Origin of the sequence: Paenibacillus sp. FSL W8-0426 (assembly GCF_037969725.1) — a bacterium.
GTDB classification, from domain to species: domain Bacteria; phylum Bacillota; class Bacilli; order Paenibacillales; family Paenibacillaceae; genus Paenibacillus; species Paenibacillus hubeiensis.
This window is the reverse complement of sequence record NZ_CP150203.1, coordinates 664,452-678,632: the sequence shown is the minus strand read 5'-3', so window position 1 is coordinate 678,632 and position 14,181 is coordinate 664,452. Positions and strand designations below refer to the sequence as shown.

Annotated in this window: 10 protein-coding genes; all 10 read right to left on the bottom strand. The window is 51.5% G+C overall.

The annotated features are described in order from the left end of the window. Positions 1-11: 11 nt before the first annotated feature. The 10 genes from MKY59_RS03135 to MKY59_RS03090 all read right to left on the bottom strand — a co-directional run bounded on the left by MKY59_RS03135 (position 12) and on the right by MKY59_RS03090 (position 14,169). Positions 12-3,131: a GNAT family N-acetyltransferase gene (locus MKY59_RS03135; RefSeq protein WP_339275937.1), complete on the bottom strand. Its 3,120-nt coding sequence runs from the start codon at positions 3,129-3,131 to the stop codon at positions 12-14. A 335-nt stretch (positions 3,132-3,466) separates the two neighbouring features. After that, on the bottom strand, positions 3,467-4,594 hold the full coding sequence (gene nspC, locus MKY59_RS03130; RefSeq protein ID WP_236420738.1) for a carboxynorspermidine decarboxylase: 1,128 nt from the start codon (positions 4,592-4,594) through the stop codon (positions 3,467-3,469). A 1-nt stretch (position 4,595) separates the two neighbouring features. After that, entirely contained in the window at positions 4,596-5,834 is a 1,239-nt protein-coding gene (locus tag MKY59_RS03125) for a saccharopine dehydrogenase family protein (protein ID WP_236420737.1), read from the bottom strand. 609 nt (positions 5,835-6,443) lie between these two features. Further along, positions 6,444-6,662: a hypothetical protein gene (locus MKY59_RS03120; RefSeq protein ID WP_236420736.1), complete on the bottom strand. Its 219-nt coding sequence runs from the start codon at positions 6,660-6,662 to the stop codon at positions 6,444-6,446. Positions 6,663-6,697: 35 nt separating this feature from the next. Continuing rightward, complete coding sequence (locus tag MKY59_RS03115) at positions 6,698-7,897, bottom strand: Ger(x)C family spore germination protein (protein WP_339275936.1); 1,200 nt, start codon at positions 7,895-7,897, stop codon at positions 6,698-6,700. After that, positions 7,894-9,009, bottom strand: a complete 1,116-nt coding sequence (locus MKY59_RS03110; protein WP_339275935.1) for an endospore germination permease — start codon at positions 9,007-9,009, stop codon at positions 7,894-7,896. Before MKY59_RS03110 ends, MKY59_RS03115 begins: the two co-directional genes overlap by 4 nt. A gap of 64 nt (positions 9,010-9,073) precedes the next feature. Then, positions 9,074-10,594, bottom strand: a complete 1,521-nt coding sequence (locus MKY59_RS03105; protein ID WP_339275934.1) for a spore germination protein — start codon at positions 10,592-10,594, stop codon at positions 9,074-9,076. Positions 10,595-10,770: 176 nt separating this feature from the next. Continuing rightward, positions 10,771-11,700, bottom strand: a complete 930-nt coding sequence (gene rbsB / locus MKY59_RS03100) for a ribose ABC transporter substrate-binding protein RbsB (protein WP_339275933.1) — start codon at positions 11,698-11,700, stop codon at positions 10,771-10,773. A gap of 14 nt (positions 11,701-11,714) precedes the next feature. Next, positions 11,715-12,686 carry a ribose ABC transporter permease gene (gene rbsC, locus MKY59_RS03095; protein WP_236420731.1) on the bottom strand — a complete coding sequence of 324 codons (972 nt, stop codon included), beginning with the start codon at positions 12,684-12,686 and terminating at the stop codon, positions 11,715-11,717. Position 12,687: 1 nt separating this feature from the next. Further along, on the bottom strand, positions 12,688-14,169 hold the full coding sequence (locus tag MKY59_RS03090; protein ID WP_236420730.1) for a sugar ABC transporter ATP-binding protein: 1,482 nt from the start codon (positions 14,167-14,169) through the stop codon (positions 12,688-12,690). Positions 14,170-14,181 lie beyond the last annotated feature (12 nt).

The window sequence follows — 14,181 nt, the reverse complement described above, 5'->3', positions numbered from 1 at the left end:
TGCAATCCTTTCTATTTCAGGTTGGCGTCGTCGAAACGAAGGGCCTGCAAATCCGCGTAGGCGTCCTGCATTGCGGGCAGATCCGAGATGATGCAAAAATGGGGTTTGCCCATTTTTCCTTGACGATCCGGAACGAACAATTTTTCGATATTCACGGAAAAGGATAACTCATTATTGATTACGGTTTCCACCGATTCCAATCCGGGATGGGAAACGGTCATCAAGCGCTGCTCCCTTTCCCGTGATCCATATTGAATGATGCCGCTGGCGCTATTCACTTCCATTTGAACCCGGCCAGCCTTGTATACGACCCCTTCCCCGGACTGATCCTGAACGTATACGCGGCAATCCTTAATATCCCGGCTTGCCTGGCAGGAGGTATAATGAATCAGGTGCAGCGGATGCAGCGGAGCCCCCGTATGCTGAACGATGCCAACGACCGATGCCAGCACAGGCGCGCCGGGAAGCATAAGGAAGTAATGGTGCATCGTGATCCCCTTATATTTGGCATGATGAGTAACCTTCACCGTCATTCGGATACCTGACCAAGCATTGCCCGCCGAATCCTTCATTTCCGCAAACGAAACCTCGCGAGGTTCCTTCATCAGGCTCGATTCGGACATGCCGATGATTCCGGCCGTAATTCCCCCGGTCCATGGATTCCACCACGACTTCGGCCCGGCCTGCGGGTAGGAAGACTCCAGCCATTCTTGCCCGTGATATTGCAGAGAGAAGAGCGCCGGTGCATACACGGAACTGGCTTTAATCCGCAGAACGCCATTGTCGGCCATGCATAGATCGCCATGCTCCGATGGCTCTGTCTGGAGGATTACGCCGTCTCCCGTGACCGGAAATACCGCACGATGCCGTTTCACTTCGTAATCTTCCATATCAAGCCGGACGGATACGATATCGGCCTCCAGTGCAGGCTTCGCGTTTAACGGCAAAGCCACAACGGTGCGTTGTTCCTCCTCATACACGAGTTGCGATACCGGGACAATGCCTTCCTTTACAGACGAAACGTGAATTTCGCCAGCCAACAGTGTATTTTTCCGTTCCACAATACGGGCGGCAGCCTCTCCATGAATAAATGGATTGCGATCGTTGACGATCAGCTCCAGATGTGCCGTTGTATGCAGATCGGTGTCCTTCTCGCCTTTCAACGCAAATGCACGGAAATCGCGCCAATCTTGCCATGTCCCCACGGCGATCCGAATCGGTTCGGTCTGAGCAACGTTCTCCGCAGGGAGCAGCCCCAGTTCATGTTCAAGTCCGTAAAGCCAATTTTCTCTGGTGAGCTGTCTGCCTTCAGGCCATGTGATGCCTCTTGTATGGTCTCCTTGTTTAGCATATAGCCAATTCTCGGTGAATTGGGTCAGTTCCCAATAATCTTTGTCGGCGGCATCCGGGCTTTGACCTGCATCCACATATTGTCCCTGATACGGAATAATCGCGCCTTCCAAGCCAAAATGAAATTTTTCCTTCATATATATGGGTTCCGTACGCTCAGGTGCAGCATCGCTGTTACGAACGATAAAATGACGGCTGATCACGCCGTTATTATGCAGCTGCACAACGAGGGTGAGATTCAGATGAAATGAAGCAATCTCATAATCGGCTTCCATGATCATGGCACCTTCATGCCGCCAAGCAACGCGCGCTGCCCGTTTCTTCTCAAAAGCATCGCTATACGGCAAACCAAAGCTTGGGAAACCAAGTGAAATGACATCTTTGTTCCCCCCATAAATCGAGATCATCGGCTGGGATTTTCCTAACCGGACCGAATAAAGGCCATTGGAAATCATCCATTCCTGTTCCGTTTCTCCGCCAAAGGCCGCATGGATCCCCTGAAAAACGATGCTTGTTTTTTGCTGATGAACCCGTTTCTTTTCGCTGTCCGTTATACTGTAAATGCCTACCTTATGATGCCAGATACCATATTCGAGCAGCTCGGCCTTCACCGCGATCGACTGTCTGCCTTTGGCCGGAACTGCGATCCGAACGGTCGGCTGCACGAAGGCGAGAATACCATCCGAAGGCAGCTCGAATTCAAACACGCCATCTGCCGCGTATTCGTTCTCCACGGTCAGGTCAAGGTTGTACGTTTGGCCTGCATGCAGGGGCAGTTGTGGGGCATGAAACTTGATTTTTACCGGATACTTGGGCTCAATTCCGATTTTGAACGTCGCTTGTTTGCCATTGATCCGAAGTTCGGCTTCCACCACCGGATGCGTTTCGAAGGGATTCTGGTCTTCCTCCACAGGCTGCACGAAATAAGTACCCTCAATGGTTCCGGTTTGCTCAACGTTCATGCTCTCCTGCAAGTCAAAGCTGATCCCGGCATTGCTAACGCTCTGCACATCTACAGTGAGCGGTTTGCCGCTTTTGTTTACGGCTTTGTACATGATGGGATAATGGGCGCCAAACGGAAGCTCATGCTGCTCGGGAATGCTTGCTTCAATTAAATAGTCCTCGGTTTCAATGAGGCGCAATCCGCGCCCCGTGCGCTCGTACTCCATTTTGAGGTAAGTGGAGCCTTTGCTCCATTCGTAAGTGAAGTAATCGAATCCGCGTTCTTGGCGGCCATCCGGGCTGATGACGATCTCCCGCAGGCTATCGGCATACCAATCCAGTTCATCGAAATAATGCTTCACGGCCTCGGTCTGGAGCACCGAAGGGATCAGGTTCATGAGATGCGTCGTGTCATCCCGCCGTTCCCAGAAAAATCCGCATTTTTTGTACGCAGGCACGGCTTTGGTGTTTCCAGCCCAAGTATATAAATCCAATCGCGGCCAACCTCGTTTGATCGTTTCGTCCAACGCGCGCAATATAAGCCGTTTTCCGACTTTGCGGCCGTGATAATCCGGGCGCACGTTCAACAATGGAATATAAAGCGCTCCTTGATCTTCTTTATAATGGGAGAAACTGCAGTATCCGACGACCTCGTCGTCAACCATGGCCAAAAAAACGTGGAGGTACGGGCTATTTTGGTGTTCTTTGATGATTTGTTCCTCCGTCCGGACCGTGCTGTCGCCTCCCCAGCTGTCCTGGCTCATATTCCACATTTTTGCGACGGAAGCAGCGAAGGCAGGCTCATATTCAACGATTTCCACTTCTTTTGCACTGATCATTCAAACGTTCACCTCCAGAAAAATGGCTTTTGCTTAAATACGGACTGAAAGTTCGGTATGTAAAAAAATCAAACCATCCTTCTAAAGCTTGTCCCCGTATATATGGAGCAGCTTCGAATGGAAGCTTGATTCCTTTATCATACAAAATTATACAGGAGCCATGTGTCTTCTATGTGAACTTTTTGTTAATTCTGGAAAAAATGGACCTGCAACAAAAAACCGGACCCCTATATAGGAATCCGGTTGGTATGCGATCGCGCTCAAGCAGGCTGTCGGAGATCATTGATCCACCGTTCTGCCTGAGCAGCGCTGAGTCGTATAATGAAAAAAATAAATCAGGCCAATCTCGTTTTGAAATCTTCATAGCCAAATTGGCGAACCACTTCGCAATCGCCGTCTTTTCGGCGAACAGCGATAGCTGGCAGCGGCATGCCGTTGAACGTATTCGTTTTGACCATGGAATAGATCGCCATGTCTTCGAATACCAGACGGTCGCCTTCTTTCAGCGGCTGATCGAACGAATAATCGCCGATCACGTCGCCAGACAGGCAAGTTTGCCCGCCCAAACGGTACAGGTACGGCTTCTCGCCTGCTTCTCCCGAACCGACAAGCGGTGGGCGGTACGGCATTTCCAGTACGTCCGGCATATGACATGTCGCCGATGTGTCGAGAATGGCGATGTCCATGCCGTTTCTGTGGAAATCCAATACGGAAGTGACCAGGAAACCCGCGTTCAGTGCAACAGCTTCACCCGGCTCCAGATATACTTCCAGGTTGTATTTCTCCTGCATACGTTTGATGCAGGCTTCCAATCTCGGAATGTCGTAATCTTCGCGCGTGATGTGATGCCCTCCGCCGAAGTTGATCCATTCCATTTGCGGCAGCCATTGTCCGAACTTCTCTTCCACCGCGTTCAGCGTCGTCTCCAGATCGTCGGAATTTTGCTGGCACAAGGTGTGGAAGTGCAGTCCGGAGACACCGTCCAGCAGCTCGGCGCGGAAATCTTCGTGTTTGGCCCCGAAACGGGAACCCGGGGAACAAGGATCGTAGATTTCGTGGCCGACCTGGGTCGAGCATTCCGGGTTAATGCGCAGCCCTACTTTTCTGCCAGCCTGAAGCGCCTTATCTTTGAACTTCGCCAGCTGCGAAAACGAATTGAAAATAATGTGGTCACAGATCGAGATGATCTCATCGATCTCGTCCTCGCGATAGGCCGGGGCAAAGACATGATTCTCTTTGCCCATTTCCTCATGGCCCAAACGAGCTTCGTACAGCCCGCTTGCGGTTGCGCCGCTCAGGTATTCTCCGATGAGCGGATACATCGCCGTCATGGAGAACGCCTTCTGAGCCAGCACGATTTTCGCGCCAGTACGCTGCATGACACCGTTCAGGATTTTCAGGTTTTTCTCGATCAGTGCTTCGTCAACAACAAAACATGGTGTCGGTAATTGCTCGAACCGCATCTTAACGTACAAGCTCCGATTCTTTTGCTTCTTCCGGCAGTTCGTCAACGAGAACCGGGTTGAAGTCTTCTACCCAAGGAAGGCCCCATTTGTTCAGTTCTTCCATGAATGGATCCGGGTTGAACTCTTCCACGTTGTATACGCCCGGTTTATTCCATTTGCCAGTGATAACCATGGCAGCACCGATCATGGCCGGAACGCCAGTTGTATAAGAAATCGCTTGGGAGCCAACCTCTTTGTAGCACTCTTGGTGATCACATACGTTGTACACGTAGTACGTTTTGTCTTTGCCGTCTTTTTTGCCTTTGAAAATGCAGCCGATGTTCGTTTTGCCCACGGTGCGAGGACCGAGGGACGCCGGATCAGGCAGTACCGCCTTCAGGAATTGCAAAGGAATGATTTGTTTGCCTTCGAACTCGATCGGTTCGATCGAAGTCATGCCCACGTTTTCCAAAGCTTTGAGGTGAGTCAGGTAACTTTGGCCAAAAGTCATGAAGAAACGGATGCGTTTCAGGCCAGGAATGTTTTTCGCCAGGGACTCGAGCTCCTCATGGTACAGCAGGTACATGTCTTTTTCGCCCACTTCTTTGAAGTCGTAGACACGTTTGATTTCCATAGGTTTTGTCTCGATCCATTCGCCATTCTCCCAATATCTTCCGTTCGCCGAAACCTCGCGAATGTTAATCTCAGGATTGAAATTGGTCGCAAACGGGTAACCGTGGTCGCCGCCGTTGCAGTCGAGAATGTCGATGTACTCGATTTCGTCGAAGTAATGTTTCAGCGCGTATGCGGAGAATACGCCGGTTACGCCCGGGTCAAAGCCGCTGCCCAGCAGCGCCGTGATGCCGGCTTTTTCGAAACGCTCCTTGTATTCCCATTGCCATTTGTATTCGAATTTCGCCGTATCTTCCGGCTCGTAGTTGGCTGTATCCATGTAATGTGTTTTGGTTGCCAAGCATGCATCCATGATCGTCAAATCCTGGTAAGGCAAAGCCAGGTTCATGACGATATCCGGTTTGAATTCATTGATCAGGGCGATCAGCTCTTCAACGTTGTCTGCATCCACTTGCGCAGTCGTGATTTTTGTTTTGCCGCCATCCAGTTTGGCTTTAAGATCGTCGCATTTGGATTTGGTGCGGCTTGCGATGCAGATTTCCTCGAAAACTTCGCTGTTTTGAACGCATTTGTGAACTGCTACGGAAGCAACGCCGCCCGCGCCGATGATTAGTGCTTTACCCATTTTCCATTCTCCTAACCCAAGTGAATTTTTTTGATTTGTTTTGAACCCAGTTCATTTAGCTTTCCCAGTTCCGTTTCTAACACAACAAAAAAAGCAAGTGCAAAATGGCCTAATCGCGCATCATCACACTTGCTTGTCGATATACATCATTAAAAAGGCGTCACGTTCCATGACCACAGAAATTCCGTAGAATGTTCCTGGCGGAAAGCTCCTTCATGTATATCAATATTGGATCAGAGTCTATATAGCAAATAATTCGCCTTTACCACTCTTATTGACCGTTTCACAAGTTGATGTGCAGATGCACTGGTTGTAAAGTAACCAACTTATAAAATTTGAGCTTTTAACTCAATCAATAAGGCAACATTTCGTTGCCAATCGGCATTTGACCCGGCTGTCCGTATGGCCTAGACTCTTGAGGAGTGGTCAAAAATTATCTGCTGGAAAGTTCCGATTCAATGTTGATATATCCGCTTTCCAAAATCACAGGTTATACAATATCAGACGCTGAGGAAAAAAACAAGTCATTTTTATAAAAACATTTTTATCCAGCGAAGACGTCATTCTTAGACGCATATGACATAATCACGCCGAATGTAGTACCGATGTTCATTTCATGTATTGGTCCACTTGCCCGAACACCAACTTTACGAACTGGCTGGGACCGGGAATGCCCGGCAGCAGCAGAAGCACGATGGACAGAATCACGGCTCCGGCCATAATGCCTGCAACCACCCATCTCTCCCGCCGCTGCGGGGTGTTTTTCCACTCCCCATATACTATGGCCGCTGCCAGCAGCACGATGCCGACCATCGAGGCTGATTTCATTGCATCTTCTCCTTCATCCCAATATGGATATGTGCTCAGTCGGCACTTTGTTCCGTAATTCCTTGAGGATCGGTCGATTTCCCCGTGCGGGCAATGCGAGCGCGGACGTCGACCTTCACATCAAGATTCGAGAAAACGGCGTCCCATTGCCGATGTCGTTCTTTCCATTGCTCGGGATAGTGCCTGCGAAATTCGACCGAAAATTTATACAGATCGGCTTGCAGCTCGTGCTGGGCAAGTTCAAGCGCTTCCTCCGCCAATGCCTTCAGCCTGTCTGACCAAGCCTTTTCGAGTTCCTTCATCTTGGAAGGGTCGGTCAAGTTGGCGTTGGTCGTGTTCAATACGACTTCTCCTTTTGACCGGACTTTGATCTCCATGGACCAGTCCTTTCCCTTGACGTGCGGGATCAGTTCTGTTTTCATTTCGAAAGGACGGATGGAAAACGCCCCCTTCTCCCGCTCCAATTCAACCGGCATGATGATATTATTCAATTCGTTGGACAGCAGCAGCATCCCAATGCTAAGCGGCTCTTTGGCGGTCCGGACATAGCGGCCGTTCTTGTATATGCTCAGGCCTTTGATGTAAGGCGTCGTCGTTTGTTTGCTTTGCCCAGGATCAGGTGGAAGAATGAGCATCCGGGACAAAATGGCTGACCGGCTCGGGCCCTCGATGGACTGGGCCAAATCCAGCACGGTCACTCGCGTGCCCAGCCCCATGTTTGCCATCTCCCGCAAGGATTCGGCAGAGCTTCTTTCGAGCGGGTCCAGCAGGGCCAATAATTCCTTGGTCGGCTCTGCGCTGGAAAAAACGTAAGCGTGCTCGCGGAACTGCGGATATCGCAGCAAAAAATCGATATATTCCCGCAGTCCCTGTTTTCCAGCCTCTTCGCTGATGACAACAACCTCGCAGTGGCCCCAAAACATGTTTCGGGGGACCTTTCGCTGCAGCCGGTTCAATGCTTCGGCAATAGTGCTTCCTTCGGCTGTCCGCACCATGGTAACCCCGCTCGGACTGCTCTCTCCAGCTCCGCCTGTGCCTCCGCCCGCTCCTCCACTCGCTTTGCGGGGAATGAAAATCTGGGCCGTCAGCTCCACTCTGCCATCTTCATAGTCAATGCCTGTGGCAAGAACGATCGCCAAATCATTGATCTCCTTCCGGTCCCAGCAACCGGCCAACAACAGGCCTAAACCGACTAGAACGATTGCATATCGTTTTAATCTCCCGTTATTTTTCATGCTTTTTTGCCATCCCTTGGAGTCCGCTTGAACATGTTCTTTAGCAGTGCAAGTCCGTAAATCATGGCCGGGAGGACCAATAGGACAGACATCGTGTACACATTGGCCGATGCGCTTACGAGGCCAGCGACTCCAAGGCCATCCGAGGCTAACCAGTATGCAAATACCATGCATAAAAATGCAAGAGGGAATACGAGCGGTTTGTAATTATCCAAGCCGAACCATTCCGCCGTGGACGTCGCGAATATGTACAGAAACACGGAGATTTTAACGAAGATGCCGAAAATCCAAATGCCGATGACAACCGCCTCGATATGCTGCAGGAAATCGGCAATCGTGATGTAACGCGCAGCAATCATAAACGGAAAGGCAAAGCTGTCCGTCAAATCCCCCAACAGGAACAAGCAGAACAAATTGGTAACAATCATGGCCCCTGTTGTCAAAACAAGCGAAAACATCATCGTTCTGGCCGGATTCTTCTTCCCGTCAAGATAGGGAAGCAGGAAGGCAAGCACGATGTACTCGCTAAACCAGGCGGCCGGAGCAACGGCTCCTTTAAATATGGGAACAATCCCGTTCTCCAGGAAAGGCAGCAATTCGCCCAGATGAAGCTCTCCAATTAACAAGATGAAGATCAGGCACATCAGAATAACCAGAATCGACACAAACACCTGCGAAGTTCGCCCAACCACTTCGATGCCCAGCCGCACATTGATCGCGCACACCAGAACCATCGTGCCCATCACGACAAACAGCGGAGTTCGGGGAAGCGCATTGCTTGCTATGAACTCGCCGTATTCGCGAATGATCAAGCCGGTCAAGTGCGGCAAATAGAGCAGAAAAATAAAGCCTATTGCTTTACCGCCCCACCATCCTGCAATTTGCGTGCTTGACCGCATGATGGTTTGCCCGGGATAGAGCCGGTGAAGACCAAAGGAAATGCCGATGACGGCAAGTCCGACCACAGCTCCGATCAGCGGGGAAATCCACATGTCATGCCCGGCAAAATGCATCGTCATGCTTGGCACGGACAAAATGGATGTCGCCAGAATCGCCGGGAAAATCATGAAAGCCAATTGTGCCGACGATATTTTGCCTTTGTCTGTCAGCATAACAAATGCCCCTTTCATGAATGCTGTATGCAATTAAACTGTATAAACCGCTGCGACTGCCGATTCATTTCGGACTACCTTTGGGCGAAGGGCGCCACCAGACATCCTTGAGGCTGCGGACTGAGGTCGGCGTTGCTGGAGACAGATATGGCACACCGAAGGAACGCAGACTGCTTAAATGGATAACGATGAGGATCAGGCCGAGCATCACACCCGTAAGGCCGAGTGTGCCCGCCAGCAGCATCATCGGAAAACGAAGCAGACGCGTAACGATGCTGGCCGCATATCGCGGAATCATGAAGGACGCGATGCCCGTTATGGCTACGATAATGATCATGGGGGCGGACACGATGCCTGCTGACGTCGCAGCCTGACCGATGATCAGCGCCCCGACGATGCTGACTGCGGAACCGACCTGTTTGGGCAGCCTGACGCCTGCCTCGCGCAAAGCTTCGAAGGAAATTTCCATAATGAATGCCTCCACCAGTGCCGGAAATGGAATCTCCTCCCTTGCCTTTGCGATGCTCAGCATCAATACCGTTGGAATCATCTCTTGATGGAAGGTCGTGATAGCCACGTACGCCGAGGGCAGCAGCAGCGACAGGACATAAAATAAATACCGCAGCCAGCGGATAAACACGCTCATGTACTGATCTTGATAATAGTCCTCCGGAGATTGCAGCATGGAGAATAATGTGACAGGTGCGATCAGGCTGAAGGGCGTGCCGTCCACAATCAGCGCAAAGCGGCCTTCCAGCACATTCGATGCAACCACATCCGGACGTTCCGTGGACATCATTTGGGGAAAAGGCGAGTGTTTCTGGTCAATGATCGCCTCTTCGATGTACTGGCTCTCAAGAACCTCCTTGAGATTCAGGCGATTTAATCTGGACTCCGCTTCCTTCAATAAGGAAGGATCGATAATGCCTTCCACGTACACCAAGGCTGCCTGCGTACTCGTATATTCCCCCACTGTCATTTTTTTCAGCTTTAGCGAAGGTGTTTTGATTCGTTTCCGCACCAAAGACAAGTTTACGTCCAACGATTCCGTGAATCCGTCCCGTGCTCCGCGAACCGTCGATTCGGCGGCAGGTTCCTGCGGCGTTCGATTCGGTGTTTTGTATAGCGGATATACAGTTCCCGAGGTTTCCCCATCCATGAGAAGCAATGCCCCTCCGTCCATAAGAGCCTGTACCGCCTGACCCATGGTATGCACCATTTCCACGGACGACATGGGTGCTTCGGAAGTGCTGGTACCCCTCATCGTCTCATCATGCTCCAGAGCGGAGGGCGTTCCATGTGTCGTGCCATGTGTCGTGCCATGTGTCGTTTCATGTGAAGCACCAACCGTGATCCTGACATTTGCCGCCGATTGCTGCAGCGGAGCCAATACCTGGCGCTCGAGCCTTTCCGTATCGCACAGCCCAACGCAATAAATGCATAACACAGGAGTGTGGGCTGCCGTTGTAAACGCATGAAACACCATGTCCGAACAGCCTGTGAAAATGGATCTTAGCCTCGCTTCGTCGGCCGACATGCTGCCCGTAAACGGTTCATTCAACAGCAAATCCATGGTTGTGCTCATCCTCATGCCCCCTGTTATGCATTATCTGATGTCGTTGAGATATTTATAGGTGTCGCTATCTTTTGCGTTCCATCCACGAATTATTCATTTCAGGGAATGAAAGGAATAGATGCACACTCATGAAAATGCAAAAATCCCGTTTCGGACACGGGGTCCAAAACGGGATCTTCGGGCTGTTATTCGCCTGCGTTTTCTCTGGTTACCAGCTTCAATTCGGCAGGGATGGATTTCTCCACCTGTTTGCCGTTCAACACATCCATCGCTGCCTGTACCGACAATTGGCCGATCAGTGCAGGCTGTTGGGCAACCGTTGCGGTCAGCTTGCCGTCCTTGATGGACTTGATCGCGTCATCGTTGCCGTCGAACCCGATGACCGGAATATCCTTACCCGAGCTTTGGATCGCTTCAATGGCACCAAGCGCCATCTCGTCGTTGTGGGCAAATACCGCCTGTACGTCCGGATTTCCTTGCAGCAGGTTCTCCATGACGTTCAACCCTTTGGAGCGGTCAAAGTCGGCAGACTGTTTGGCGATTACATTAAGCTTCTGGTCGGCCACTTCATGGAACCCTTTTCCGCGTTCTCTCGTTGCCGAAGCTCCCGGTACACCTTCAAGCTCGATAACTTTTGCACCCTCGCCCAACTTCTCCACAAAATACTCTGCGGCCATTCGTCCACCTTTGACGTTATCGGACGCAACGAGTGCTGCCACATCGCCTTTGTCTGCGGAACGGTCCAGCGTAATTACGGGAATGCCGACACTATTGGCCGATTGCACCGCCGTAGAGATCGCCGCGGAATCCGCAGGGTTAATCAGCAAGGCATCTACGCCCTGTTGAATGAGATCGTCTACGTCATTGGTTTGTTTGGCCGAGTCGTTCTGTGCGTCAACTACGATAACTTGAATTCCCTGCTTTGCCGCCTCCGCCACCACGCCGTCCTTCAAGGAAACGAAGAACGGGTTGTTCAAGGTGGAAATGGACAGTCCGATTTTTTTCTGCTCTTTGCCCCCGGCAGCATCAGGCTTGGCCCAACCTGGAGGCTCCAGGGAGCATCCTGCCAGAACGATCATCATTACGCTTACAAGCAATATGGTCAATTTTTTCATGTTCATTTCTCTCCTTAAGCCGTTTTCTTGCGGTCCAGCAGGACGGCAATGGCAATGACGACGCCTTTGACAACCATTTGATAAAACGAGTTGACGCCGAGCAAGTTCAAACCGTTGTTCAACACGCCGATGATCAGTACCCCGATCAATGTGCCGACGATCCGTCCTCTGCCGCCCGAGAGGCTTGTTCCGCCGAGAACGACGGCAGCGATGGCGTCCAGCTCATACGATGTGCCGGCCGTCGGCTGCGCGGAATTCAGGCGGGAAGTCAGGATTGCGCCTGCCAGCGCGGACAGCATGCCTGCCAACGAATAAATCATGATTTTTACGCGATGCACTTTGATGCCTGAAATGATGGACGCTTTCTCATTGCCGCCGATGGCGTACGTTTTGCGGCCAAAGGCCGTTTTGTGCAAAATCGTCCACAGAATGACAAACGTTATCAGCATCGTAATGGCCGGTACGGGAATACCGAACATATAACCCCGGCCGAACAGTTGGAACAGCATGCTGTCGCCCAATCCCGTGATCGGGTTTCCGTCCGTGTACACCAGCGTCAATCCGCGGAATACCGTCATCGTTGCCAATGTGGCGATAAAAGGAGCCATCTTGCCTTTCGTAATCATCAGCCCGTTCACCATACCCATCACGCCGCCGAGCGCTACCCCGATAATGATCGACAGGATCGGATCAAGACCGGACAACATCAAGTTGGCTACGAATGCGCTGGATAAAGCCAGAATGGAGCCTACAGACAAGTCGATGCCGCCAGTCAGGATGACGAACGTCATGCCAAAGGCGATCAGCGCGTTGATCGAGACTTGGCGCAGCAGGTTCAAAATGTTAAGCGGTTCCAAAAAGCTTGGATTCAATACCGATACGATAAAAATAAGAATGATCAGTCCGAGCAGCGGACCCAGTTTCTGTGTCACATTCGTCAAGCGGAAACCGCTTTTGGCGGGTTGGTTTTCTTGCATTGTTGTCATGTTACTTTCCCCCTGTAGCCAATGTCATAATGCTTTCCTGCGTTGCCTCTTCCCTTGCCAGCTCGCCGCTGATGCGTCCTTCATGCACGACCGCAATCCGGTCGCTCATGCCCAGCACCTCGGGCAGCTCCGAAGATACCATGATGATGGCGACGCCCCGATCCGTCAGCTCGTTCATCAGCTGATAAATTTCGCGTTTCGCGCCCACGTCAACCCCGCGCGTCGGCTCATCCAGAATCAGTACGCTCGGCCCGATGCCGACCCATTTGGCGATGACCACCTTTTGCTGATTGCCCCCGGACAGGTTACGTGCTGCCGTCTCCGAAGATTGCGTCTTGATTTGCAAACGCTTGATCAGCGTGTCGACGAAATCCTGTTCTTTTTGTCCGGAAATGAATCCTTTGCTCGAGAAGCTGAACAAGTTCGGCAAGGCCATATTTTCGCGGATGGAGAAATCAAGCACTAAACCTTCGTCCTTCCGGTCTTCCGTAATAAAACCGATGCCGTGTTTGACTGCGTCTGCCGGCTTCCGGATGTTCACTTTTTTGCCGCGCATCATGATGTCTCCGCTGTCCATCCCGTCCAGTCCGAAGATCGCCCGCATGATTTCTGTTCTCCCCGAGCCCATCAGCCCCGAAAATCCAAGGATCTCTCCTGCTCTTACCGTAAAGCTGATGTTTTGGAACAAACCTTTGCTGCTGGCATTCCGCACTTCCAGAACCACTTCGCCGTACGAAGGATGACGGGACGGATACCGCTCGGTAAGCTCCCGGCCAACCATCTTCCGGACCACTTCGTCAAAGCTCGTTTCCGGGATCGGCTTGGTATCGACCGTTTTGCCGTCCCGCATCACCGTAATGCGGTCGCAGATCGTGAAAATCTCCTCCATCCGGTGCGAGATGTAAACGATGGACACCCCGTTTTTCTTCAACGAAGCGATCACGCCGAACAGCTTCTGGATTTCGCGCTCCGTAAGCGCCGCCGTCGGCTCATCCATAATGATGACTTTGGCGTCGGTCATTAGCGCTTTGGCGATTTCAATCATTTGCTGCTGGCCTACAGAGCATTCCCCCGCCGGACGTTCCAACGGGATTTGCACGGACAGTTTGGCAAACTGTTCATTGGCAAGCGCTTTCATTTGTCGCGTATTCAGCAATCCCATTGACGATGTAAGCTCCTTGCCGATGAAAAGATTATCGAGCACCGTCATTTCCGGCCAAACGTTCAACTCCTGATGAATAAAAGCAACTCCCGCTTTCTCGGCCTCCTTCGGGCTGGAAAAATACGTTTCCTTGCCGTCGATGGCGATCGTTCCCTGATCCCGTTGATGAAGGCCGATCAGAATGTTCATTAACGTGGATTTGCCGGCCCCGTTCTCGCCCATGAGGGCATGAACCTCGCCTTCCTTCAGTTCGAAATCCACTCCGCTCAGCACCTGATTGGTGCCGAACGCCTTATATATGCCTTGCATCCGAATATGCATGATGCCGTCCCC

Bases quoted from the DNA above. Each gene is read 5' to 3' on its own strand.
- MKY59_RS03115 (WP_339275936.1), bottom strand. From the start codon at position 7,897: ATGAAAAATAACGGGAGATTAAAACGATATGCAATCGTTCTAGTCGGT.
- MKY59_RS03135 (WP_339275937.1), bottom strand. From the start codon at position 3,131: ATGATCAGTGCAAAAGAAGTGGAAATCGTTGAATATGAGCCTGCCTTC.
- nspC (WP_236420738.1), bottom strand. From the start codon at position 4,594: ATGCGGTTCGAGCAATTACCGACACCATGTTTTGTTGTTGACGAAGCA.
- MKY59_RS03110 (WP_339275935.1), bottom strand. From the start codon at position 9,009: ATGCTGACAGACAAAGGCAAAATATCGTCGGCACAATTGGCTTTCATG.
- rbsC (WP_236420731.1), bottom strand. From the start codon at position 12,686: ATGACAACAATGCAAGAAAACCAACCCGCCAAAAGCGGTTTCCGCTTG.
- MKY59_RS03120 (WP_236420736.1), bottom strand. From the start codon at position 6,662: ATGAAATCAGCCTCGATGGTCGGCATCGTGCTGCTGGCAGCGGCCATA.
- MKY59_RS03105 (WP_339275934.1), bottom strand. From the start codon at position 10,594: ATGAGCACAACCATGGATTTGCTGTTGAATGAACCGTTTACGGGCAGC.
- rbsB (WP_339275933.1), bottom strand. From the start codon at position 11,700: ATGAAAAAATTGACCATATTGCTTGTAAGCGTAATGATGATCGTTCTG.
- MKY59_RS03090 (WP_236420730.1), bottom strand. From the start codon at position 14,169: ATGCATATTCGGATGCAAGGCATATATAAGGCGTTCGGCACCAATCAG.
- MKY59_RS03125 (WP_236420737.1), bottom strand. From the start codon at position 5,834: ATGGGTAAAGCACTAATCATCGGCGCGGGCGGCGTTGCTTCCGTAGCA.